Genomic DNA, 22,713 nt, shown 5'->3' on the forward strand with positions numbered 1-22,713 from the left:
GTTATATATTTGTGTCATGTGCTAGCGGTAGCGACTTTTATCGTTGCTGCTGCACTTGGTCACGTAGAACATAAACGAGCAGAACAAAACCGCACAGAGTCAAAACGTGCGGTTAAAAAACGGGGGAAATCGAAAATGAAAACAAACTACGATCCAAATAACGGTGAACAAATCGAAGGGAAATCGATACATGATGTAATGGCGGCCGCACGCGTAAGGTTTGGCGGGAATTATCTTGTAATGAATACACAATCGTACAACGATCCGCACTGGAAAGCGGTCTATAACATGGCGAAGGGCGACGGGGGTCTGTCTTCACATGAACGAAGAAAGAATGCGCCGCGAAGTCTATCAGAGGGTGGGAAAATTCTAATGTAGAACAATTTCACATACTACATTATAAACTGTTGCGATGACCGTTTATTTTATACAACGAAGGAGGCCGCAGCAAATGCAGATCAGGTACCACGGCCAGCACGTAACGATCACAGGTGACGAAGATATTTTGCAGCGGGCAGGAATTGAGTTGAACCCGTCACCACTGCGAAAAGGTGAATTGCCGACTACATACAAAGAATTACGCTATTTCTACGAACGTGCATACAGGACGAAAACGAAAAATGATGCAATTCTGTACGTAATAGCGCGCGAAAATTACGTCTCACAAAACGATCACAGAGACGAAAATAAAAGAAAAGGAAAGGTGTACTAATATGAAAACACTGCACGAAATCTATCTAGAGGAACAAAAGCTACACAAGGAGAAACAGGACCGAATAAAAGCGCAGGAACAGGCTGAAAAAGAATGGCAGGAAGCCATCATGCGCGTACAAGACGAAAAGGCACGTGTACTAGAGGCTATGAAATGTGAAGGCGAAGGTGCGGGCAACTAGTCAGAAGATTGTCGGATAGTGACGAAGTGGGGCGGTGCCTTATCGGTATCGCTCTTTTTTATTTAACTATCGAAGGAGGCCGAGACATATGCAAATCAGATACCACGGGCAACACGTAACGATAACGTGTGAAATAAATAATGCAACTTGACGGAGATCCTACGGGGTTTCCATCTCTTTTTGTATGCAACAGGAAATGTCGCCGAAAAATTACTTTGTTAGATACTTTAATGGCAGCAATTCTTGTGATTATATTGCTAGGTGTTTAGTGGCTTGAATTATTAATGGATTTTAGAGGGGATTTTTAAATAATTCTTTAAAAAAAGTAATAAAATTACTTATATCATAATTATAAGTTGTAATGATTAGGATGTTCTAGTAGAATTGTTTACAGATGAAAATAAAGGAATCGTAAATTATGGATTTCTGTTAAAATTGGAGAAGGGTTGAGAAACCCTAGGTATTAGTAGGAGGACACAAATGATTACAGTAAGTAACGTTAGTTTGCGTTTCGCGGATCGCAAATTGTTTGAAGATGTTAACATAAAATTCACGCCAGGTAACTGCTACGGTTTAATCGGAGCAAACGGTGCTGGTAAATCAACATTTCTAAAGATTTTATCTGGAGAAATCGAACCATCAACAGGTGACATACATATTACGCCAGGTGAGCGTCTAGCAGTATTAAAACAGAACCACTTCGAATACGAAGAGTTCCCAGTATTAGAAACAGTAATTATGGGTCACACGCAACTTTATAAAGTAATGCAAGAGAAAAATGCCATTTACATGAAAGAAGACTTTAGTGATGAAGATGGTATGCGTGCTGCTGAACTTGAAGGTGAGTTCGCTGAGCTGAACGGTTGGGAAGCTGAGTCAGAAGCTGCAATCTTACTAAAAGGACTTGGTATTGGTGAAGATCTTCATGATAAGAAATTGTCAGAATTAACTGGGGCAGAGAAAGTAAAAGTATTACTTGCTCAAGCATTATTCGGTAAACCTGACATTCTATTACTAGATGAGCCTACCAACCACTTGGACTTAAAGGCGATCCAATGGTTAGAAAACTTCTTAATGAACTTTGAAAATACAGTTATCGTTGTATCCCATGACCGTCACTTCTTAAATAAAGTATGTACGCACATGGCTGATCTTGATTTCGGTAAAATTCAACTTTATGTTGGTAACTATGACTTCTGGTATGAGTCAAGCCAATTAGCTTTAAAATTAACACAAGATGCTAATAAGAAAAAAGAAGAGAAAGTAAAAGAGTTACAAAACTTCATTGCGCGCTTTAGCTCAAACGCATCTAAAGCGAAACAAGCAACTTCTCGTAAAAAATTATTAGATAAAATTACTTTAGATGATATTAGACCATCATCTCGTCGTTACCCATTCGTTGGCTTCACACCTGAGCGTGAAGTAGGAAATGACTTATTAACTGTTGAAGGTCTTTCTAAAACAATTGATGGCGAAAAAGTGTTAGATAATGTGTACTTCACTTTAAATAAAGGTGATAAAGTTGCATTTATCGGTCGTAACGATATTGCAATGACAACATTATTTAAAATTCTTATGGGTGAAATGGAGCCAGATAGCGGTTCATTCAAATGGGGCGTTACAACTTCTCAATCGTACTTCCCAAGAGATAACTCTAAGTACTTTGAGAACAGTGACCTCAACTTAGTTGAATGGTTACGCCAGTTCTCTCCACAAGATGAGTCAGAAAGCTTCTTACGTGGTTTCTTAGGCCGTATGTTATTCTCAGGTGAAGAAGTTAAGAAGAACGTTTCTGTATTATCTGGAGGCGAAAAAGTTCGTTGTATGTTATCTAAAATGATGTTAAGTGGTGCGAACGTAATTACACTTGACGACCCAACGAACCATTTAGACCTTGAGTCTATTACAGCACTAAACAACGGTTTAATCGCATTCAAAGGTACAATGTTATTCACATCTCATGACCATCAGTTCGTACAAACAATCGCAAACCGCATTATCGAAGTAACGCCAAACGGTGTAATCGATAAAGAGGCTACTTACGATGAGTTCTTAGAAAATGAAGAACTTCAAAAACAAGTAGATGCAATGTACAAAGGTCAATAATAAATGATGAAAACCCTCGCTTTCGTTTTGAGAGCGAGGGTTTTTATAAATTTTATTTTTATGGATTGTGAATAATTATTCAAGAATAATTTTCTTGAAGGAAAGAGATTTGGATGTTCCACATAGAAGAGTGGCTGAAGCATAAATAAATGAATAAAGAAATAATGTACATTAAAAAAATAAATGCTATCTATTGTGAATTGAATTATATTACATTAATGTTCCAGAACTGGAGACATATTTATTTGCGAAGTAGTGAATAAAGGTATATAGTATGTGATGTCATAATTAGTGGATGAATCTTAGGAGAAAACAGGAAATGTTACAAATTTATTTTGTTAAATAGAAACCAAGGTCAAAATCTCTAGAAAGAAATAGTTGAATAAATAATAGCTTCAAATTATAATTACTAGTATTCTTCATATAGTTAAATAAATAGAATCTATTTGAAGATGAAAAATTGAATAGAGAGACAGACTTATAAAAAAATAAGCCTTGGATGATCAAAAGAGGTGGAGAAATGAAACAATTCTTATTAAAGAGCAAAAGTGTGCTAAGCAATCATTTTGGATTCTTTCTGTTTGCCGTTATTTTATTCTGGCTCAAAACATATGCAGCTTATGTAACAGAATTTAATTTAGGGATTTCAAACACGATCCAAAAATTCTTGCTGTTTTTCAACCCGCTTAGTTCAGCAGTTCTATTTTTAGGGCTTGCATTATTTGCAAAAGGGAAACGATCTTATATTTGGTTAATTGTTATCAACTTGTTATTGTCGATTCTTTTGTACGCAAACGTCGTATATTATCGCTTTTTCAGTGACTTTATTACGTTCCCGACATTAACACAAACGAATAACTTTGGAGATTTAGGTGGTAGTATTGTTGCGTTGCTACATCTTTATGATCCGTTATACTTCTTAGATACAATTATTTTAATTGTGTTAGTAGCAACTAAATTTGCAAATCCAAAACCAATTCGTGTTGCGAAACATAAAGTATCACTAGTATTTGTAGCAGGTATTTTATTATTCAGTGTTAACTTAGGACTTGCAGAATCTGACCGTCCTGAATTATTAACAAGAACGTTTGACCGAAATTATATTGTGAAATATTTAGGGGCGTATAACTACACAATTTATGATGGAATTCAAAGTGCGAAAGCATCAACGGAAAGAGCGTTAGCTGATGGAGATAATATGACAGAAGTAAGAAATTATTTAACATCAACTTATGCTAGTCCGAATCCTGAGTATTTCGGTAAAGGTAAGGGAATGAACGTAATTTATATTCATTTAGAGTCATTCCAAAACTTCTTAATTGATTATAAATTAAACGGTCAAGAAGTTACGCCGTTCTTAAACTCATTTACAAAAGATGCGAATACGCTTTATTTTGATAACTTCTTCCATCAAACAGGACAAGGGAAAACGTCTGATGCGGAGTTTATGTTAGAGAATTCTATGTTTGGTTTACCACAAGGTTCTGTCTTTACAACGAAATCTCATAATACGTATCAATCAGCACCAGCTATTTTAGGGCAACAAGGATACACATCAGCAGTATTCCACGGTAACTATAAAACATTCTGGAACCGTGACGATATTTATAAATCATTTGGTTTTAATAAATTCTTTGATGCTTCATACTATGATATGAACGAAAAAGATGTAGTAAACTATGGATTAAAAGATAAACCATTCTTTAATGAATCCATTCCGTTATTAGAAACATTGAAACAACCGTTCTATACGAAGTTTATTACGTTATCGAATCACTTCCCGTATCCAATTGAAAAAGAGGAAGCGACAATTGAACCAGCGAACACAGGTGACTCGTCTGTAGATACGTATTTCCAAACAGCTCGTTATTTAGACGAATCTGTAAAAGGTTTCATCGATTACTTGAAACAATCTGGTTTATACGATAATTCTATTATCGTTATGTACGGAGACCATTACGGTATTTCAGATAATCATAACGCAGCGATGTCAAAAGTAATGGGTAAAGAAATTAACTCGTTTGAAAATGCACAGTTACAACGTGTACCTTTAATCGTTCGTGTACCAGGTGTGAAAGGTGGCGTACAACATCAATACGGTGGTGAAATTGATGTTCTTCCAACTCTTTTACACTTACTAGGAACAGATACAAAAAATTATGTTCAATTCGGTTCAGATTTATTATCACCAGATCATAAACAAGTTGTTGCGTTCCGAAATGGTAACTACGTAAGCCCAACAGTTACTGCATTAAATGGCAAATACTATGATACAACGACTGGAAAACCAGTAGAATTTACAGATGAAATAAAACAAAATGAACAAATGGTTCAAAACTCGTTAAAATACTCTGACCAAGTCGTAAATGGTGACTTATTACGATTCTACACACCGGAAGGATTTACACCGATAGATCGTTCGAAGTATAACTATAACAATCGTGATAAAAACAAAACGAAAGTAAAAACGACTCCGGAAGGGGAAGCTAAATAAATAACAAAAGGCACTATTCCTATGAATAGTGCCTTTTGTTTGTAAATAAAACATCATCATGAGATAGAACCATCTGTTGCTTTCTGTTTTGCCTTTCCGAAGAAAACTACACTGGCAATGATGATAATGATGAATGCCCATTTTATGAAAGGATTACTTTCGAAAAATGCAGCGAACCATTTCTCGTCTACAATCATTTTCGCAGCGGTATAAGCTAAAACAGCTGCTCCAATCGTAATGATGATAGGATAACGGTCAACCCATTTTAAAATTAATGTACTGCCCCAAACTACTACTGGAATTGAAACTAATAGCCCGATGATTACTAAAGAAAAGTTGCCATGCGCAGCTCCAGCAACAGCGAGAACGTTATCAATTCCCATCAATGCATCAGCAATGATAATGGTTTTAATAGCAGACCAGAAACCTTCTTCCGCCTTAATATCGTGATCTTTGCCTTCAGCAATTAATTTGTAAGCGATCCATATAAGGAGTACACCACCAATTAGAAGTAGCCCTGGTATTTTTAACAACCAAACGACAACTAAAGTAGCGAGGGCTCTAATCGCGATTGCCCCGATAGTTCCCCATATAATAACTTTCTTTTGTTGATCTTTCGGTAATCGTCTTGCTGCTAACCCAATTACAATGGCATTATCACCTGCTAACACTAAATCAATTACAATAATGGCAAGTAAGGCTGACAAATATTCAGCTGAAAGGAAATCCATATACATATCACTCCTTAAGAGTAATATGTGCTAAAGTGTTGATAATATAAAAAATAGGATTGACTTTGTATATTCAATCCATAATTTCTTACTGTATTTTGATAAATCTGTTTTAATTTCGTATCAATCGCCTTTGCAATCTCTTTTGCTTTTCGATTCATCTTTTTAATACGGTTTTTTCTTCTACTATCCAAGTTTTTACTTCTGATTTCATGAATAGATCTATCTTCCTTAGCACGAAAACGTCGTATTTTTTTACGAAGGAGAGAGGGGGAATTGAGTCGAATATACGAGGAGTAATTCCAAAAACGATAAAAAGACTTGATTCCTAGTTAAAGGAAATCAAGTCTTTTTATTACATACGATTATCGTGCCAGAAGTTTAATGGGAAGTGTTCGTTCTCACTATAGGCTTCTAATTCATATCCTTTTTCTTTCAGCCCTTTAATAATACCAGGTACTGCTTTTACGGACTGTGGATGAATGTCGTGCATAAGGATAACTTCTGTTGGCTTGTTTGCACCATTAATAACGTTTTCTACAATTTTAGCTGATGCAGCGTCAACCGGCATTTTGTTATATCTCCAGTCTAATGAATCAATTGTCCAATCCCAAACTTTTAATCCATTTTCAACAACTTTGTTTCGAAGAGCCTCATTTAATCCTGGCATTGAGCCGTAAGAAGGACGAGTTAATACTGGTGATTTACCTAGAACGCCAGCGATTAATCCTTGATCTTCTTTCATCTCATCTACGTAATGACCCTCTGTGTAAAGTTTCTTGTAGTTATGAGTCATACTGTGCATCCCAACGTAGTGGCCTTCAGCATCTTCACGCTTTACAAGATCAGGAAAAGCTTTTACATTTGAACCAATAAGGAAGAATGTTGCTTTTGCATTTTCTTTCTTTAACATATCTAAAAGCTCAGCTGTGTATTTTCCAGGACCATCATCAAATGTTAAATAAGCTACTTTTCTAACTTGCCCATTGTATTGTTTTGGAGCTTCTTTCGGTGCAAGAGACGATTGAATTTCACTTACAAGTTGAACAGACTTTGCTTCATCCTCTGTACTTGCTAGAGCAGTATGTGTTGATCCTAAAGCCGCTTCGTATGTAAATAATACCCCCGCGCAAATCAAAATAGCCCTTTTCACTAAAGTTGTCATTCGAATTCCATTGTGCATAATTTTCCTTCTCTCTATAAAAGTTCTACTCTACTATATTAGCAATTATAGGGAGGTAATTGCAAAAAAACTTTTTTACAAGTGCAAAAAAGTTTGTCCAAAAGTATGCAAGATTTCATACTTTCGTATCACTTCATTTTCGTTCCAATTATTGATTCGAATATTTTTGTTTTTTATTAAGATATTGGTAAAGAAACAATTAAATGAAAAGAGAGGGGGAATATGGCTAATTATATTTGCAATACATGTGGAGTACAGTATTCCTAAAATGAAGAAGCACCTTCTCGTTGGAAAATTTGTAATGAAGAAAGACAATATGTGAATCCAATTGGACAGTCATGGACAACATTAGAAACTATGCAAAATAGCAATTTATACAAAAAGGAAGAAATGTTTATTTTATCTTGATATCCATATAATTAATTTTATATGAATTTAATACTAAAGTCCTACTATTTATAAACTAATAGGTCTTTCAACTTAAGTAGTTCTCACACTAATGAGGGATGTTAAAGGAAATATATGTTACCTATAATAATGACTGTAAAGCTTTGGAAAATGAAAAGGAGGAGATTTGCATGAAGAATTGGGTTCAATTTAGAATTGCAAGACCAACAGATAAATTTGAAGAAGTTATAAGTTTTTATGAGACGGGGTTAGGATTAAAGCGTATAGGAGAATTTCACAATCATGAAGGATATGATGGAGTTATGTTTGGAGTACCGGATGCCGAGTATCATTTGGAGTTTACAACGCATGTTAACGGAAGTCCCTGTCCGGCACCGACAAAAGATAATTTACTAGTTTTTTATATGCCTAATAAAGATGAAATTGAAAAAATAGTGAATCGATTAAGCAATATGGGCTATCATGAGGTGGAACCAGAAAATCCGTATTGGATAGAGAAAGGAATCACAATAGAGGATCCAGATGGTTGGAGAATTGTGCTAATGAACGCATTTGAATAAAGAAGCTCTTTTCGTATGTAATGAAGTGTAACAAAATGATTGAGTCATAAATCCCTACAGCATTTGTAGGGATTTTTATATAAGAAGATTTAGTTAAGGGAGTTATTAAAAAGTAGAGAGTATTAAGTCATATAGAAGGTACAGGCCAAGAAATTATTGTACAAATGAATGGGAAACCAATTCATGCATGGGTAGCATCTGCTGGTACTGGTGGAACTCTAATGGGGGGGATAAAGCAGTAAAGAATTATACAAAAAAATTGAGCTACATTTAGTAATGCCTGCTGAATTGCCTTATGGTTCTGAACAACCACCAAATGATTTAAAGAAATATGCTGGATCAGGTGGGTTCGGCTTAGGAAGGAAACAGGAAGACAATTTGATAGAAAAACAATGGACTTATTCATATGAAGAGACCTTGTATGAAATGGCGCGTTTTTATAATGAAAATAGGAACGTCTGCGGCAGCGAATTTATTAGCCGCTAAACAAATTGGGAGAGAAAAAGGTTCGGATTTTAATGTAGTTACAGTTTTTCCATACGCAGGGTCCATAGAAGAGTGGTCAGATGTAAAGAGCTTACCAAAAATAAGGAGAGAATCAAACCATTAAAAGTTCTTTCATATTCTATTTCTTACACTATAGGAAATCGATGAAACGAAAACCTGTATATGTAAAATGTACAGGTTTTTCGTAGTGGTTTTAGATGTTTGTAGCAATTAAAAAATTTCACATACCGTATTTAAAAAATAAATATAGGAAAACCAAAAAGTAATGTAGAATATATCGTACATACATATATGAAGTCAACATAAAAAATAAAGAGGTGGGTATATGTTACTTGAAGAAGTAATGCAGCAACTAGAGGAATATGGAACAGAACAAAATCGTAAAACGTATAAAAACCATGGGGCGAAAGAGCCTCTATTCGGAGTTAGTTTTGCCAATTTAAAATTGTTAAAAAAGAAGATAAAAAAAGATCATGATTTAGCAATTTTATTATGGGAAACAAAAAATATGGATGCAATGACTTTAGCAACAATGATATTAGATCCAAAAAAAGTTACGACAGAACTACTAAATAAATGGGTACAGGAAGTTGATTATTATTGTTTAATGGATGTTTTAATGACGGCTATTTGTACGTCGCCAATCGCGATAGAAAGAATGGAAGACTGGACAAAGCCTGATGATGAATGGATTGGAAGAGCAGGCTGGTCTTTATTAGCAAATATAGCGATTAAAAATAAAACGTTACAAGATGATTTCTTCTCTCCTTATCTAGAAGAAATTAAAGTAAATATACATAATGAAAAAAATAGAAAAAAAGAAGCGATGAATAGTGCATTAATCGCGATAGGAATTCGTAATGAAGACTTAGAGCAAACAGCGATTGAAATTGCACGTAAAATTGGAAAGGTACAGGTTGATCACGGAGCAACGTCATGCAAAACACCAGACGCAGAGTCGTATATAAAAAAAGCGAGAGAAAGAGCTGCAAAAAAGAAAGTGAAATAAGAAAAGGGGAACGGTTATGAAAGCAATGGAAGCGGCACAAAGCATCATTACATCACAATTTCCGGATTGTGATGTAGCTTTACTTGGAGGAAGCGTTGCAAGAGGAGAAGCGACAAAAACATCTGATCTGGACATTGTAATAATAGATCCTAGTTTGTCATCTTGTTATAGAGAATCTTTCTATAGTAATGGATGGCCAGTTGAGGTATTTGTACATAATTTTGAAACGTTAAAAACCTTTTTTAAAATGGATTGTGACCGCGGAAGACCTTCGTTACCACAATTAGTTGCAGAAGGTGTTGTATTAAAAGGGGAAGATGAAATTGTTGAGCAATTAAAAAGCGAAGCGAATGAGTTACTAACTAAAGGACCAGCTAAATGGACAGAAGAAATGATGGAGCAGAAGCGTTATTTTATTACAGATACTTTGGATGATTTTATTGGTGCATCAAAAAGAGAAGAAGAGTTGTTTATCGCGAATTTATTAGCTGATTTATTACATGAATATGTATTAAGAGTAAATGGGAAATGGCTTGGAAGTTCAAAATGGTTTATAAGGGTACTTAGAAGATATGATGAACAATACGCAGATCAATTTGTAGTGGCGTTCGATCATTTTTATACAACGGGAGAGAAAATGAAATTAATTACTTTTGTAGAAAAAACGTTAGAACAGTATGGAGGAAGAATGTTTGAAGGGTTTTCTATAGGAAAATAAAAAGGGGATAGCATAATGAATGTACCATTTGTTCAATTAAGAGAACTGACATTAGATGATGTAGAAGATCGATATCAATGGTCATTAGATACACAAGTAACGAAACATTTAGTTGTACCAGATCAATATCCACCGTTCACTCGTGAAGATACAAAAAAATGGATTGAAGCATGTATAAATCGAAAAAATGGTTACGAACAAAGAGCTATCACTGCGGAGAACGGCATACATATTGGATGGGTAGATCTTAAAAACTTTGATAAAACAAATAAAAATGCAGAATTGGGAATCGCGATTGGTAATAAAGAATACTGGGGTAAAGGGTATGGAATAGCCGCCCTATATAGTATGTTACATGTAGCATTCTTTGAGTTTGAATTAGAAAAAGTATGGCTACGTGTAGATGAAGATAATTTACAAGCTAGAAAGAGCTATGAAAAGGCTGGTTTTGTATGCGAAGGGTTAATGAGAAATGATCGATTACGTAAAGGTCAGTTCATTCATCGCTATCGTTATAGTATGTTAAGAGAAGAATATCAATCTTTAATTAGTAGTTTGTAAAAATATTATGTTAACTAAAAGGAGATAGAGAAATATGATTCGATTACTTACGAAAGAAGATGCAAAAAAATATTGGGACTTACGTTTACAAGCATTACAAGTAAATCCAGAGGCATTTGTAACAACTTATGAAGAGGCGATTCACCAAGAAAATCCGATTAAGCGAGTGGAAAGTAATTTAACAGCTGCTACTAGTTGTACATTTGGTGCTTTTAATGAAGATCATCAATTAGTTGGAGTTGTTACTTTACTAACAGAAGAGAAAGAGGCGTATAAACATAAAGGCCATATCGTTGCGATGTATGTAGATGCAAGCAATCGAAGAAGTGGCCTTGCACGTGAGTTAATACGTAAGGCAATCGAAAAAGCAAGAGAAATGAACTTGGAACAATTGACATTAGGTGTTGTATCCACTAACGAGCCAGCAAAAAGGTTGTATGAATCAATGGGCTTTAAAACGTATGGGATTGAAAAGAGAGCTATAAAGATGAATGGTGTGTATAGTGATGATGAACATATGGTTTTGTTCCTTTAAAAGAGGGAGTTTACTATGAAAGATCTCTATTTAGAAAAAAATATGAACCCGCAAGTAGCAATTCTATATGCGACAGTTGCCGATACATTTAAACGGTTGCAAAAGTTAGTAGAGGGTACTGATGAGAAAGAACTGTCTTTTAAAGGGTTAAAAAATAATGAAAATAGTATTGGACAACTACTTCAACATTTAGCAGTTGTCGATTTGCATTGGGTATACCGCTTAAAAGGAGAACCCGTTCCACTGGCACTTGATAATATATATGGACCTATGTTAAATGAAGCAGGAGAGCTGCCCAGTTTAAGAAAACATACATTGCAACAATTAATGCAAGATTATGAAGCAGTGCAACATATGTTTTATGAGGAATGTGTGAAACTAACAGAAAATGATTTAACACGAGAGGTTTTTTATGAAAAGGGAGAAAATGCGACTATAAGGTGGGGAATATGGCATATAGCTGATCATAATCGGTACCATCAAGCTCATATTAGTCAGTTAAGAAAACTATATAGAGCTAGAATGCATACGAGATAAAGATTTTGAATTTTAATTATATTTAATTTGTTGTATAGTATAAGAAGAAACTAAACAAGGGGTTTTATAATGAAAGCTATTGCAGTAGGGATATTGGCATCATTTTTCTTTGCCTTTACCTTCGTTTTAAACCGGGCGATGGACTTAGAAGGTGGAAGCTGGATTTGGAGTGCTTCATTACGGTACTACTTTATGGTTCCAATGCTTTTACTTATTGTCATGTATAGGGGAAACTTAAAGCAACTCTTTCAATATATGAAAAATAATCCGAAAGAATGGTTAGTGTGGAGTATTGTTGGATTTGGCCTCTTCTATGCACCACTTAGTTTTGCTGGAGCTTTCGGACCTGGTTGGCTCGTTGCATCAACATGGCAAATTACAATCGTCGCAGGGATTTTGTTAACGCCATTTTTTGCGGTAGATCCATTACATAAAAAACTCCCAATGAAGGAATTAGTTATGTCGGGTATTATTTTATGCGGTGTTGTACTCATGCAAGTAGAACATGCTTCTTCATTAGGAATTCGTGAAACCGTTTTATGTGTCGTTCCTGTACTTATTGCAGCGTTTGCGTATCCTCTTGGAAATCGAAAAATGATGCAAGTTTGTAAAGGCGAGTTAGATGTATTCCAGCGAGTTCTCGGTATGACATTAGCAAGTCTACCATTTTGGTTTTTACTATCTGGTTATGAAGTATCAACAGGCGGGCTACCATCAAGTAGCCAAGTTTTCCAATGTTTTATTGTAGCTGTTAGTTCAGGCTTAATCGCAACGGTATTATTCTTCTTTGCGACAGATCTTGTAAAAGATGATCCGCAAAAACTAGCAACAGTGGAAGCAACTCAGTCCGGTGAGGTTTTATTTGCGCTAGTAGGAGAACTTATCTTGTTATCTGCACCAATTCCGACATCTTTATCTTGGATTGGTATGAGCCTCGTTATTATCGGAATGATACTACATAGTTATGTAGCGGTCGTTGTGAAGAAAGAAGAAAAAATAACGGCGTAATGAGATTAGCTCTTTATATAAAGAGCTAATCTTTTTTTGTAGAAAGGAATGATGATATGAATTTGCAACGCGTTGAACAAATTGAGAAAGATCCCATTTTAAATGTACTACAGTATGCAATCGGCCCAAGTGAAACTAGCAAAAAGAAAGCAGTTTTATTTTATGAAAGGAATAAAGGGACATTGTATAGATATGAAGAAAAGGCTTGTATAGGTATTGAAATAATTGGAGCAAAGAAAGCGAGAATTTGTCATATAGCAGTCGTTCCACAATATCGTCATAATGGAATTGCGTGGCAAATGATAAAGGAAGTAGTAAGAATGCATCAATTGATGTATCTAGAGGCAGAGACAGACGATGAAGCGGTAGAATTTTATAAAAAAATTGGTTTTCAGGTTAAAAGTTTAGGAGAAAAATATCCGGGGGTTGAAAGGTTTTGTTGTTATTTGGAAATGTAGTATAAAAATATATAAATATACATCTTATGTTTCGTTTGAAAAAAGTGATATTTACATTATATAATAAAGGTATCTGGAAAAATATAGATAATAGAAATTAGGTGTATAACACATGAGAATGGATAAAAGTAAATTTATAAAAATTGCTACTTCAATAGGAGTGTCATCTTTTTTATTAACGGGCTGTGGCGATTATGAAGAAGATACTGCCCAGCAAGAAAGTACTGCTGTTAAAACAGATGGCGCAAAACAAGGAAATGAACAAGAAAGATTAAATTGTGATGATAAAGCTCCAACTAATGAAAATGTAGAAAAAGATGAGTTATGTAAGGAAAATAATCCGTCATTTTCTTCTTATCATGAAAATTCACATTTACCGATACTGCCGTTCGTTGCAGGATATTTATTAGCAAGCAGAACTTCAAATATGAATTATACAGTAAAACCGAATATAATGAAGAAACCGTATGCAAATAACATTATTCCATATCGTGAAAAAGACCAAAGTAGAACTGGAGGCAGCGGTGGTGGAGGGTATTACGGCGGAACTAACAGTAACAATAATAAATCTTCCAATAAAGTAGATTTAAATAAACAACAGCCAAATCCATCAAATAAAGTAACACCAGATACAAATACGCCGAAATCATCTACGACACAAACGCCGAAAGTGAATTCTGGTTCTAGTGGAATTGGGAACGCAAAAGCGCCAGCAGGATCCTAAAATGAAAGGATAATGGAGTAATGTATACAGAACAAGAACAGAAAGAGTATATGAAAGTATGGTTTTCACTTGCAGAAGAGGCTGGTCGGAATGGGTTTACTTGGCCGAGTCTATTAGAAAATGAAGAATGGAATCAATATATGGCAACAGGTATGTATCGTATGCCAGTAAAAACTTATACTGCTATTTCAAAAGCGACAGAAGAAATTATGTATGTGTTATATAGAACGTATCAATACATTCTCAATACGACAGAAGATTTTCAAAAATTAGGATTTCCAGCTGAAACGTGGGAAATTGCGAGAATGAAACATACAGGTTTATTTTCATATTTTACAAGGTTTGACTTTATCGTAAATGGTGAAGATATAAAGTTAATAGAAGTAAATTGTGATACACCAACTGGTTATTTAGAGCCATCTGTCGCAAATGAAGTGTTATGCCGTTATCACGATGTAAATCATCCAAATCATATAGAGGAGCATATTGTGCAGGCGTGGGAACAAATTAAACATGACTATAGTATAGATCCTAGAGAAACGATTTATTTTACGAGTTATGATTGGCATGATGAAGACCATCAAACAGTTCAATTTTTAAGAAGCTATTGTTTAGATCAGTCAACGGATTATATAGGTATTCAAGATATCGTCGTTGCAGATGATGGTATATATACGCAAAATGGTGAGAGAATTCATTATTTATATAGATTATATCCAATTGAATATTTAGTTTCAGATGCTGATAAAAGCGGGAAAAGAATTGGACTCCAGTTTTTAGATCATATAGCGCAAGGCAGAGTGAAAATCATTAATCCACCAGCTGCTTTTCTTATGCAAAATAAAAGTGTACTCGCATTAATTTGGCAACTTTACGAAGAAGAAGTTTTCTTTAAGGAAGAGGAGCGAGGAATCATTCAGAAATACTTCCTACCAACATATTTTACAAATAAACCGTTTATAGAAAGAAATGAATCCTATGTTTCTAAACCTTTATACGGCCGTGAAGGCGGAGGAGTATCTATATACGAAAATAATGAACTATTAGCTGAAGATAAAACAGAGTATTACTTTGAACAGCGGAAAATATATCAGCAATACATAGAAATGCCAGACTATACAATTGACACGTGGGACGGTCCGTATACTGGTAAACTATTAATTGGTTCACACTGTATTAGCGGGAGAGCTGCTGGTTTATTTTTACGTGTAGGTGAGAAAATAACAGGAAATTTATCGATGTTTACTGGAGTTACAATTGAAGGATAAATGAAACAAAGAGCTTATCATTTTTGGTGAGCTCTTTGTTTATATATAGCGTTTTTATTGCTGTGATGTAACGCCTTCATGTTGCTGCTTTTGTTATATAAAATCAATATATTACCATTCTTTTGTGTGGATAAAAATGATTAAGTTAAAAATTGAGAAAAATATGATAATATATGTATGTAGTAGTTTAAAATAAAGTGGGGGAACAACCGTGAAAATGAATGACATAGTGGCGAGTACACAATTGCCAAATACAATCAAAACAATTACAAATGATTTAAGAAAATTAGGGTTAGAAAAAGGAATGACAGTTATTGTACATTCTTCGTTAAGTTCCATAGGCTGGGTATCTGGAGGAGCAGTTGCAGTAGTAGAGGCGTTAATGGAGGTTATTACAGAAGAGGGAACGATTATTATGCCAACTCAGTCTTCGGATTTATCTGATCCGAAACATTGGTCAAGACCACCTGTACCTGAAGAATGGTGGCAAATTATTCGGGATAACGTTCCAGCATTTGAGCCACATATAACACCAACAAGGGCAATGGGCAAAGTAGTTGAATGTTTTCGTACATATCCGAATGTAGTACGTAGTAACCATCCATTAGGAAGCTTTGCTGCATGGGGAAGACATGCAGAAGAAATAACGGTAAATCAGTCACTATCGATGAGTTTAGGAGAAGAATCTCCATTAAGAAAAATATACGATCTAGACGGATACATATTATTAATTGGTGTTGGATATGATTCGAATACTTCTGTACATTTATCAGAAGTACGTTCTGGTGCATGTGAGTTAATAAAAGTAGGGGCACCTATTATAGAAAATGGTGAAAGAGTATGGAAAGAATTTGTTGATATGGATTACGATTCTGACAAATTTGTAGAAATTGGTGTAGAGTTTGAGCAAAAGGAAACTGTAACAATGGGGAAAATAGGAAACGCAAAGTGCCGTCTTATGAAACAACGTGATATAGTTGACTTTGGAACAGAATGGTTTCGTAAGAAAAATTAGTAAGGGATGGTTACGATGAAGGGTAAAAAGGTATTAATTACAAGCGGTGGTTGTTTAGAAAAATGGGATCAAGTACGCGGCCATACAAATATGGCAAAAGGAACAATTGGAAGAATAATCGCCGAAGAGCTTATAAGTAAAGGGGCCCATGTTATATATTTACATGGTTATTTTGCGGAGAAACCGAATGATAGAAATAATCAATTAGAATTACATCCATTTGAAGGAATTGTTGATTTACAAGATAAAATGAAAAGTATCATTACGCATGAAAAAGTCGATGCGGTTATTATGGCAGCGGCTGGATCTGATTGGATTGTGGACAAGATTTGTGATCAAGAGGGTAATGTTCTTGATATGAATGGAAAAATCTCAAGTGATATAGCGCCAATTATACATTTTCAAAAGGCACCGAAAGTATTAAAACAAATAAAAGAGTGGGATCCAGAAACTGTACTCGTTGGCTTTAAACTTGAAAGTGACGTAAATAAAGAAGAATTGTTTGAAAGAGCGAAAAATAGAATGAAAGAAGCGAAGGCGAGTGTAATGATTGCAAATTCACCACATTCTTTATATTCGCGCGGAGCAATGCACTACGTAATTGGACAAGACGGTAAAGGGCAGTTATGTAATGGAAAAGATGAAACAGCGAAAGAAATTGTCAAAAGGTTAGAAGTACTATGTAATCGCGTTACTGCTTTATAATTTTAAGTATTTGGATAAGAGTGAATCCGCATAGTATATATTGGTAAGCGAAACTTTAATTGATGGGAATTTTACTTTTACACAAACGTTAACCATTCAATATGGATACATAGAATAATTGGTGAGGAGTGAATTCTATGGAACATTTATTAAAGCAAGCTATTAAACTCCGGAAAGAAAAGAAATATGCGCAGTCTAAAGAGATACTCATTGGATTAACAAACTTTACGAGGGATGCAGAAGTACTTTATCAATGTGCCTGGATACATGATGTAATGGGGCTTGAAACAGAGGCTATACCATATTATGAACAGGCAATTGCAAACGGTCTTGAAGGTGAGTCACTTTGCGGGGCATATATCGGCCTTGGTAGTACATATCGTTGTATAGGTGAGTATGACAAAGCAATTACTGTTTTAGAAACAGGTTTGCAGCAGTTTCCAGATAATGATGTGATGAAAGTATTTTTGTCATTAGCGAAATATAACGTAAACGATCATGAATCCGCTATGAAATTATTACTTGAAACAGTCGTAAAAGTAGAAGAAGTTAAAGAATTTGAACGTGCTATTTCATTTTATAAAGACCATTTAAACGAGGTTTTTGAATAGAGGAGTGAAAGTATGAGTGTCACACTTTCGCGAAGGCGAAAAGGTATCTGGATTGGACTCGTATCTTTAATCTTGTTATCAAACTATTTATTGTATGCTCTTCCGATTGTACCAGCTACTCCGAAAGAAGTTGTTCTTGGATCATTATTAGATTGCATGTTTGTAATTCCAGTCATTACGTATTTCTTTATTATTCGAAAAAGATACTCGTTAACGTATATATTTCCTGTTGTAATAGCTGGTTATATATTTGCAAGATTTATTATTCCAAGTGACTATTTACAAGCTTTTTCATACGTTTCTTATAGTATAATTGCAGGAGAAATTGCTTTTGTATGTGTAGAGTTATTCCTTCTATATAAAATTGTTAGAAAGCTTCCTAACATAATAAAAAAATATAAAGAATATAAAAGTGAGTATTCTTCATTTTCTTATGCAATTGATGCTGCGTTTGATGCCACTATGAAAAGAAATAAATTAATAGATATCATTGTAACAGAGTGTAAGCTAATTTATTATGCATTTTTATCGTGGCGTGAAAAAGTGCCAGAAGGTGAAAACGTATACTCATATCACAAAAAGACTGGTGCAATAGGTGTATATATTATGATCATCCATGCGACCTTAATAGAAAGTATTGGTTTTCATTATTTGCTTCATCAATGGAATTCAGTTGTAGCATGGGTGTTACTTATTTTAAACGTATATGCAATGTTTTATTTTTTAGCTGAAATACAAGCAATGCGTAAAAATCCAATTATTGTTACGGAAGAACAGGTAATTATTCAAATTGGATTAGGGAAGAAAATCATTATACCGTTTACACAAATTGATAAGATTACGTTTTATAAAGGAGAACTTTTAAAAAAAGAGAAAGAGCTTCTTGACGCAACGGTGATGGAATTTATAAAGGAACCTCCAACATTTGAAATAATACTTAAAGAGCCAATAAAAGCACAATTGTTATATGGATTTTCTAAAACAGTAAGTCGCGTTCACTTAAATGTTGATGAGGAACGGAAATTTTATGATGCAGTTACCGAGAAATTAAAACATGGGTAATGCTATTAATTTTCATCGTGCGTTTGGTGTGTACGGTATTTGTATCGAAAATAATAATATATTAGTAATCGATAAATCAAAAGGTCCATATAAGAATAGATATGATCTACCTGGTGGGAGTTTATATGAAGAGGAGTCGCTGTTAGCGGCACTCCATAGGGAATGTAAAGAAGAAACTGGATTAGAAGTAAAGGTTATAAAGCAAGTAGGTACGGTTGATTTTCAATACCCTTCAAAGTTTAAAGATTATACACATGTACACCATATTGCAGTTTTGTATGAAGTTGAAAAGAGTGCAGGGAAAATCATAGTACCAAAACAATTTGAAGGTCAAGATTCTTTAGGAGCGAGATGGGTTTCTATAGAAAGCATTACAGAAGACAATTCATCTCCGCTTGTATGTAGTGCAGTAGAGTGGCTGAAAACAAATGAGCTTCCATTAGAAGTAAAAAAATATGAAACATGGACAGTGAAAAACTCCTTCTAAAATAAGAGGGAGTTTTTATTGTGTATTTGGAGACCAAACACTTCTTTATCACTATATAAATGGATATAATTAAGGTTAGAAATAGCATAAGGGGAAACAAAGAATGAATAAATTACTAACACCAAAAAGTGAAATTATAGAAAGAAAAATAAGATATGACTCGACAACAGTAGAACACACTTGTTTATTACTTGAAAAGCAGTTGCAAAGTATCGTGCTATTTCATGAGGTTCAGTATTCATTTACAATGACTGCACATCGTGCGAGTTTAACAATCCCAAAAGGAAGTTACACCATTGCATACTATTGGGAAGATCGTCCGTACAATTTATACATATGGAGAGATAAGAATGGAACGTATTTAGGCTCTTATTTTAATGTTGTAAAAAATACGCAAATAACAGATGAACTAGTGTCATTTGAAGACTTAATTATTGATATTTTGGTACTTCCAAGTGGAGAATATTTTATTTTAGATGAGGATGAGTTGCCTGAGTCTTTAGAGGAGTTTGAGGATGGTTATGTGAATGAAGCTCTTAATGTATTGGAGGAAATCATTCAAAAGACGCTTCCTCAAATGATTGTAGAGACAGAAAGAGTGGGGTTAAACTAAATTGTAATCGATTTGAAAATAGAATACGTGTTTAATGAAATTGAGTAGTCTCAAGTTATATAATCTAACTTTTTTGATAAGTCTAAGGTTAGATGTATATTTCTTAAGATTACTCTTTTTTGTGGAAATTAATATTGACTGAATACAGTTCAGTTGTTTATGATTGAATCACATTCAGTCGCAGAAAAAACATAATAGGAGATAACATATGAAAAGAATATCGAAAGAACCAGATGTTAGAAGGCAAGAGTTGATGGATATTGGTTTTGAACTATATATGAAAAATGGTATGAAAGGATTTGGCATAAAAGATGTTGTGAATCATGCTGGTGTAGCAACGGGCTTATTTTATTATTACTTCAAGTCTAAAGAGAATTTTGTTGATGAAGTATTAAATGATTTTATTGTGAAAAATATGGAGTTAATTGAAGAAATACTTGTTTCTAATGAACGGTCTGTCATGCAAAAGCTGAAAGATTCTCTAAATATATTTTGGACATTTATCGAAAAATTAGCGCCTTATAAAAATGTGAGTTCGTTTCAGACGGAACAACATTTTCAACTGGAACAGAAATTATTTACGCGAATGCAGCCATTAATTCGACAAGTAATCGAAGAAGGGGTGAAAACTGGGATTTTTAATATTGATAACTCATTATTAGCATCAGGATTTATTTTATACGGTCTTAGCAGTATTGCTCATTCAGAGGTGAATTTGAATCTAGACATGAAGCGAGAAATGGTTAATTTAGTATTAAATACACTACGATATGATCAAAGAGAAGGAGAATGTATATGAAGATCATGATTGATGGAAACAATATTTCGAATGAACAACTTACAAAGTGGAAAAAAGAACGTATGAAAAAAGTTTTCAATACATTAGGACATAAAGAGCCAGAATTAAATGATACAGACGTTATGATAAAAAAACTAACAGAACTAAAATTAAATTATTCATACAATGAAATGTATGATAAGTTAAAATCTAAACTTAAATTAAGTGAAATGGGTATGCGTATTTGTACTGCTTTATCTGGTGATAGACGAAAATTTTCAAAAACAAATATTTATTTAGATGGGATTACAGCAGAAGAGGCGATAAATGGAATTGATAGTTTTATGCTTGAACAATCAGATGAAAATAATCAAGTGAATTTATCAGCCTGTCCAGATCACTACGTACTAAGACCCTTTGGGGAAAATGAATTGGAGGTTATCGAAACTACTGGTAATTCTCCATTTCCAGTTCAATTTTTTATTGTTTTTGGTGACGAAACAGGATTAAAGACACCTAGAGATAAGTCTTATCAATACCAATCAACAGGTGTTGCACGTATGAAAGACGGTACTACTATTGGTGGAGTTCGACATCAATTCAAAGATACAGATACTGGTATAGAAGTAAGTCTAGTTGTAGAGTTTCCGGCACTTTGTCCTAATAGTCTTATTGAATCGCATCAAATGCATTTGGCATGTGAGTTTTCTTATTGGTTACAGTGGATTAAGGAACATAAAAAATAATTTTTATATAAATAACAATAAGGGTATTTAAACGAATCATATGTATTTTTTAATAAAACCTAGTTGACTTATCGGAAATATTTGTATAATATGTACTTAATTCTATTACGTATTGCTGATTGGAGAAACCAAAGGCATTTTATCTATTGATAAAATGCCTTTGGTTTTTTTATTACATAAATACTGAATCTATTCATTTAGATGAATCATTTCAAGGAGGGGAAGAAGTGACTGTTTCAATTAATGAGGTATCAAAATATTTTTCTAAGCAAACTGGTACTGTTCAAGTATTAGAGAATATTAATTTTCAATTAGAAAAAGGGGATTTTGTTACAGTAATTGGTCCGAGTGGTTGTGGAAAAAGTACATTATTAAAAATTATTGCAGGTTTAGACAACGATTTTGAAGGTGAAATCATTATTGATGGGGAGCGTATAACAAAACCGAGTAAGAAGCAAGGATTTATATTTCAAGAGCATCGTCTGTTTCCATGGTTAACAGTTGAAGAAAACATTGCAGCTGATTTGTCATTAAAAGATAAGTATGTGAAGGATAAGGTAAAGGAATGGGTTAAAATTGTTCGGTTAGACGGTTTTGAAAAATCATATCCGAAAGAAATATCAGGCGGGATGTCACAACGTGTTGCGATTGCAAGAGCGTTGCTAAGAGATCCTAATGTATTATTACTTGATGAACCATTTGGAGCATTGGATGCATTTACCCGAAGTCATTTGCAAGAAGTACTGCTCAACATTTGGGAACAAAAAAAGACGACAATGATATTCGTTACACATGATATAGACGAAGCAATATATCTTTCAAACAGAATTGTCATCATGAGTGCAAAGCCTGGAAAAATACATAAAGTAATTGAAAATAATTTACCTTATCCGCGTAGTAAAACTTCGGAGTCATTCCAAGAAATTCGAAAGAAAGTATTACAGCAGTTTGAGTATGGAGGATTGATTCAAACAAGTTTATAGGGAGAGGGTGAAT

26 protein-coding genes and 3 pseudogenes are annotated in these 22,713 nt (G+C 34.3%); 26 read left to right on the top strand and 3 right to left on the bottom strand.

What is annotated here, in order from left to right:
* The first annotated feature begins 18 nt into the window (after window positions 1–18).
* From ACTFNE_RS05630 to ACTFNE_RS05650, 5 genes are all read left to right on the top strand, one after another.
* Window positions 19–378, top strand: coding sequence for a hypothetical protein (locus ACTFNE_RS05630; protein WP_270704958.1), 360 nt, complete (start codon window positions 19–21; stop codon window positions 376–378).
* Window positions 379–451: 73 nt separating this feature from the next.
* Complete coding sequence (locus ACTFNE_RS05635) at window positions 452–712, top strand: hypothetical protein (protein WP_270704927.1); 261 nt, start codon at window positions 452–454, stop codon at window positions 710–712.
* A gap of 1 nt (window position 713) precedes the next feature.
* Entirely contained in the window at window positions 714–893 is a 180-nt protein-coding gene (locus ACTFNE_RS05640; RefSeq protein WP_270704926.1) for a hypothetical protein, read from the top strand.
* Window positions 894–1,373: 480 nt separating this feature from the next.
* Window positions 1,374–2,999 carry an ABC-F family ATP-binding cassette domain-containing protein gene (locus tag ACTFNE_RS05645; protein WP_000633862.1) on the top strand — a complete coding sequence of 542 codons (1,626 nt, stop codon included), beginning with the start codon at window positions 1,374–1,376 and terminating at the stop codon, window positions 2,997–2,999.
* Between the two features lie 520 nt (window positions 3,000–3,519).
* Complete coding sequence (locus ACTFNE_RS05650; RefSeq protein ID WP_000808756.1) at window positions 3,520–5,493, top strand: LTA synthase family protein; 1,974 nt, start codon at window positions 3,520–3,522, stop codon at window positions 5,491–5,493.
* 56 nt (window positions 5,494–5,549) lie between these two features.
* Here the strand turns inward: ACTFNE_RS05650 and ACTFNE_RS05655 are convergent, their stop codons facing one another.
* The 3 genes and pseudogenes from ACTFNE_RS05655 to ACTFNE_RS05665 all read right to left on the bottom strand — a co-directional run bounded on the left by ACTFNE_RS05655 (window position 5,550) and on the right by ACTFNE_RS05665 (window position 7,407).
* Complete coding sequence (locus ACTFNE_RS05655; protein WP_270704925.1) at window positions 5,550–6,224, bottom strand: TerC family protein; 675 nt, start codon at window positions 6,222–6,224, stop codon at window positions 5,550–5,552.
* Window positions 6,225–6,336: 112 nt separating this feature from the next.
* Window positions 6,337–6,499, bottom strand: a pseudogene (locus ACTFNE_RS05660) (DUF3841 domain-containing protein); the annotation flags it as partial.
* An 80-nt stretch (window positions 6,500–6,579) separates the two neighbouring features.
* Window positions 6,580–7,407: a peptidoglycan-N-acetylglucosamine deacetylase gene (locus tag ACTFNE_RS05665; RefSeq protein WP_000551424.1), complete on the bottom strand. Its 828-nt coding sequence runs from the start codon at window positions 7,405–7,407 to the stop codon at window positions 6,580–6,582.
* Between the two features lie 222 nt (window positions 7,408–7,629).
* Between ACTFNE_RS05665 and ACTFNE_RS05670 the strand changes: the two are divergent.
* The 21 genes and pseudogenes from ACTFNE_RS05670 to ACTFNE_RS05770 all read left to right on the top strand — a co-directional run.
* A pseudogene (locus ACTFNE_RS05670) lies at window positions 7,630–7,794 on the top strand (hydrolase); the annotation flags it as partial.
* Window positions 7,795–7,985: 191 nt separating this feature from the next.
* Entirely contained in the window at window positions 7,986–8,375 is a 390-nt protein-coding gene (locus ACTFNE_RS05675) for a VOC family protein (protein WP_000800674.1), read from the top strand.
* Between the two features lie 119 nt (window positions 8,376–8,494).
* Window positions 8,495–8,985 (top strand): annotated as a pseudogene (locus ACTFNE_RS05680) (cysteine synthase family protein); the annotation flags it as partial.
* A 222-nt stretch (window positions 8,986–9,207) separates the two neighbouring features.
* The gene (locus ACTFNE_RS05685; RefSeq protein ID WP_270704924.1) at window positions 9,208–9,891 is read left to right on the top strand and encodes a DNA alkylation repair protein; all 684 of its coding nucleotides are present in this window, start codon (window positions 9,208–9,210) and stop codon (window positions 9,889–9,891) included.
* A gap of 16 nt (window positions 9,892–9,907) precedes the next feature.
* The gene (locus ACTFNE_RS05690) at window positions 9,908–10,609 is read left to right on the top strand and encodes a nucleotidyltransferase domain-containing protein (protein WP_270704923.1); all 702 of its coding nucleotides are present in this window, start codon (window positions 9,908–9,910) and stop codon (window positions 10,607–10,609) included.
* A gap of 15 nt (window positions 10,610–10,624) precedes the next feature.
* Window positions 10,625–11,170 (top strand): GNAT family N-acetyltransferase, encoded by a 546-nt coding sequence (locus tag ACTFNE_RS05695; RefSeq protein ID WP_001102434.1) that lies wholly within the window; start codon window positions 10,625–10,627, stop codon window positions 11,168–11,170.
* Between the two features lie 34 nt (window positions 11,171–11,204).
* Window positions 11,205–11,705 carry a GNAT family N-acetyltransferase gene (locus tag ACTFNE_RS05700; protein WP_000620334.1) on the top strand — a complete coding sequence of 167 codons (501 nt, stop codon included), beginning with the start codon at window positions 11,205–11,207 and terminating at the stop codon, window positions 11,703–11,705.
* 15 nt (window positions 11,706–11,720) lie between these two features.
* Window positions 11,721–12,242 carry a DinB family protein gene (locus ACTFNE_RS05705; protein WP_270704922.1) on the top strand — a complete coding sequence of 174 codons (522 nt, stop codon included), beginning with the start codon at window positions 11,721–11,723 and terminating at the stop codon, window positions 12,240–12,242.
* Window positions 12,243–12,311: 69 nt separating this feature from the next.
* On the top strand, window positions 12,312–13,250 hold the full coding sequence (locus tag ACTFNE_RS05710; protein WP_098314389.1) for a DMT family transporter: 939 nt from the start codon (window positions 12,312–12,314) through the stop codon (window positions 13,248–13,250).
* 56 nt (window positions 13,251–13,306) lie between these two features.
* The gene (locus ACTFNE_RS05715; RefSeq protein ID WP_270704920.1) at window positions 13,307–13,708 is read left to right on the top strand and encodes a GNAT family N-acetyltransferase; all 402 of its coding nucleotides are present in this window, start codon (window positions 13,307–13,309) and stop codon (window positions 13,706–13,708) included.
* A gap of 112 nt (window positions 13,709–13,820) precedes the next feature.
* Window positions 13,821–14,432: a hypothetical protein gene (locus tag ACTFNE_RS05720; protein ID WP_001242156.1), complete on the top strand. Its 612-nt coding sequence runs from the start codon at window positions 13,821–13,823 to the stop codon at window positions 14,430–14,432.
* A 20-nt stretch (window positions 14,433–14,452) separates the two neighbouring features.
* Window positions 14,453–15,700, top strand: coding sequence for a glutathionylspermidine synthase family protein (locus ACTFNE_RS05725; RefSeq protein ID WP_061184563.1), 1,248 nt, complete (start codon window positions 14,453–14,455; stop codon window positions 15,698–15,700).
* A 217-nt stretch (window positions 15,701–15,917) separates the two neighbouring features.
* Window positions 15,918–16,715, top strand: a complete 798-nt coding sequence (aacC, locus tag ACTFNE_RS05730) for a BA2930 family N-acetyltransferase (protein WP_270704957.1) — start codon at window positions 15,918–15,920, stop codon at window positions 16,713–16,715.
* A gap of 15 nt (window positions 16,716–16,730) precedes the next feature.
* Window positions 16,731–17,420, top strand: coding sequence for a phosphopantothenoylcysteine decarboxylase domain-containing protein (locus ACTFNE_RS05735; RefSeq protein ID WP_270704919.1), 690 nt, complete (start codon window positions 16,731–16,733; stop codon window positions 17,418–17,420).
* A gap of 137 nt (window positions 17,421–17,557) precedes the next feature.
* Window positions 17,558–18,031, top strand: coding sequence for a tetratricopeptide repeat protein (locus ACTFNE_RS05740; RefSeq protein ID WP_270704918.1), 474 nt, complete (start codon window positions 17,558–17,560; stop codon window positions 18,029–18,031).
* Window positions 18,032–18,043: 12 nt separating this feature from the next.
* Window positions 18,044–19,093 carry a hypothetical protein gene (locus ACTFNE_RS05745; RefSeq protein ID WP_270704917.1) on the top strand — a complete coding sequence of 350 codons (1,050 nt, stop codon included), beginning with the start codon at window positions 18,044–18,046 and terminating at the stop codon, window positions 19,091–19,093.
* Window positions 19,086–19,580: an NUDIX hydrolase gene (locus ACTFNE_RS05750; protein WP_000525962.1), complete on the top strand. Its 495-nt coding sequence runs from the start codon at window positions 19,086–19,088 to the stop codon at window positions 19,578–19,580. The genes ACTFNE_RS05745 and ACTFNE_RS05750 overlap by 8 nt, the downstream gene beginning before the upstream one ends.
* 103 nt (window positions 19,581–19,683) lie before the next feature.
* Window positions 19,684–20,193 carry a DUF402 domain-containing protein gene (locus tag ACTFNE_RS05755; RefSeq protein ID WP_001037867.1) on the top strand — a complete coding sequence of 170 codons (510 nt, stop codon included), beginning with the start codon at window positions 19,684–19,686 and terminating at the stop codon, window positions 20,191–20,193.
* A gap of 208 nt (window positions 20,194–20,401) precedes the next feature.
* Complete coding sequence (locus ACTFNE_RS05760) at window positions 20,402–20,992, top strand: TetR/AcrR family transcriptional regulator (RefSeq protein WP_000822635.1); 591 nt, start codon at window positions 20,402–20,404, stop codon at window positions 20,990–20,992.
* On the top strand, window positions 20,989–21,717 hold the full coding sequence (locus ACTFNE_RS05765) for a hypothetical protein (RefSeq protein WP_000699947.1): 729 nt from the start codon (window positions 20,989–20,991) through the stop codon (window positions 21,715–21,717). Before ACTFNE_RS05760 ends, ACTFNE_RS05765 begins: the two co-directional genes overlap by 4 nt.
* 227 nt (window positions 21,718–21,944) lie before the next feature.
* Window positions 21,945–22,700: an ABC transporter ATP-binding protein gene (locus ACTFNE_RS05770; RefSeq protein WP_000218625.1), complete on the top strand. Its 756-nt coding sequence runs from the start codon at window positions 21,945–21,947 to the stop codon at window positions 22,698–22,700.
* The last annotated feature ends 13 nt before the right edge of the window (window positions 22,701–22,713 follow it).

It is taken from the genome of Bacillus cereus group sp. MYBKT111-2 (genome assembly GCF_051915205.1).
Taxonomy (GTDB): Bacteria; Bacillota; Bacilli; order Bacillales; family Bacillaceae_G; genus Bacillus_A; species Bacillus_A paranthracis.

Bases quoted from the DNA above. Each gene is read 5' to 3' on its own strand.
- ACTFNE_RS05700 (WP_000620334.1), top strand. From the start codon at position 11,205: ATGATTCGATTACTTACGAAAGAAGATGCAAAAAAATATTGGGACTTA.
- ACTFNE_RS05640 (WP_270704926.1), top strand. From the start codon at position 714: ATGAAAACACTGCACGAAATCTATCTAGAGGAACAAAAGCTACACAAG.
- ACTFNE_RS05690 (WP_270704923.1), top strand. From the start codon at position 9,908: ATGAAAGCAATGGAAGCGGCACAAAGCATCATTACATCACAATTTCCG.
- ACTFNE_RS05650 (WP_000808756.1), top strand. From the start codon at position 3,520: ATGAAACAATTCTTATTAAAGAGCAAAAGTGTGCTAAGCAATCATTTT.
- ACTFNE_RS05655 (WP_270704925.1), bottom strand. From the start codon at position 6,224: ATGGATTTCCTTTCAGCTGAATATTTGTCAGCCTTACTTGCCATTATT.
- ACTFNE_RS05665 (WP_000551424.1), bottom strand. From the start codon at position 7,407: ATGCACAATGGAATTCGAATGACAACTTTAGTGAAAAGGGCTATTTTG.
- ACTFNE_RS05765 (WP_000699947.1), top strand. From the start codon at position 20,989: ATGAAGATCATGATTGATGGAAACAATATTTCGAATGAACAACTTACA.
- ACTFNE_RS05725 (WP_061184563.1), top strand. From the start codon at position 14,453: ATGTATACAGAACAAGAACAGAAAGAGTATATGAAAGTATGGTTTTCA.
- ACTFNE_RS05685 (WP_270704924.1), top strand. From the start codon at position 9,208: ATGTTACTTGAAGAAGTAATGCAGCAACTAGAGGAATATGGAACAGAA.
- ACTFNE_RS05745 (WP_270704917.1), top strand. From the start codon at position 18,044: ATGAGTGTCACACTTTCGCGAAGGCGAAAAGGTATCTGGATTGGACTC.
- ACTFNE_RS05710 (WP_098314389.1), top strand. From the start codon at position 12,312: ATGAAAGCTATTGCAGTAGGGATATTGGCATCATTTTTCTTTGCCTTT.
- ACTFNE_RS05635 (WP_270704927.1), top strand. From the start codon at position 452: ATGCAGATCAGGTACCACGGCCAGCACGTAACGATCACAGGTGACGAA.
- ACTFNE_RS05715 (WP_270704920.1), top strand. From the start codon at position 13,307: ATGAATTTGCAACGCGTTGAACAAATTGAGAAAGATCCCATTTTAAAT.
- ACTFNE_RS05760 (WP_000822635.1), top strand. From the start codon at position 20,402: ATGAAAAGAATATCGAAAGAACCAGATGTTAGAAGGCAAGAGTTGATG.
- aacC (WP_270704957.1), top strand. From the start codon at position 15,918: ATGAATGACATAGTGGCGAGTACACAATTGCCAAATACAATCAAAACA.
- ACTFNE_RS05755 (WP_001037867.1), top strand. From the start codon at position 19,684: ATGAATAAATTACTAACACCAAAAAGTGAAATTATAGAAAGAAAAATA.
- ACTFNE_RS05750 (WP_000525962.1), top strand. From the start codon at position 19,086: ATGGGTAATGCTATTAATTTTCATCGTGCGTTTGGTGTGTACGGTATT.
- ACTFNE_RS05695 (WP_001102434.1), top strand. From the start codon at position 10,625: ATGAATGTACCATTTGTTCAATTAAGAGAACTGACATTAGATGATGTA.
- ACTFNE_RS05675 (WP_000800674.1), top strand. From the start codon at position 7,986: ATGAAGAATTGGGTTCAATTTAGAATTGCAAGACCAACAGATAAATTT.
- ACTFNE_RS05705 (WP_270704922.1), top strand. From the start codon at position 11,721: ATGAAAGATCTCTATTTAGAAAAAAATATGAACCCGCAAGTAGCAATT.
- ACTFNE_RS05645 (WP_000633862.1), top strand. From the start codon at position 1,374: ATGATTACAGTAAGTAACGTTAGTTTGCGTTTCGCGGATCGCAAATTG.
- ACTFNE_RS05735 (WP_270704919.1), top strand. From the start codon at position 16,731: ATGAAGGGTAAAAAGGTATTAATTACAAGCGGTGGTTGTTTAGAAAAA.
- ACTFNE_RS05720 (WP_001242156.1), top strand. From the start codon at position 13,821: ATGAGAATGGATAAAAGTAAATTTATAAAAATTGCTACTTCAATAGGA.
- ACTFNE_RS05740 (WP_270704918.1), top strand. From the start codon at position 17,558: ATGGAACATTTATTAAAGCAAGCTATTAAACTCCGGAAAGAAAAGAAA.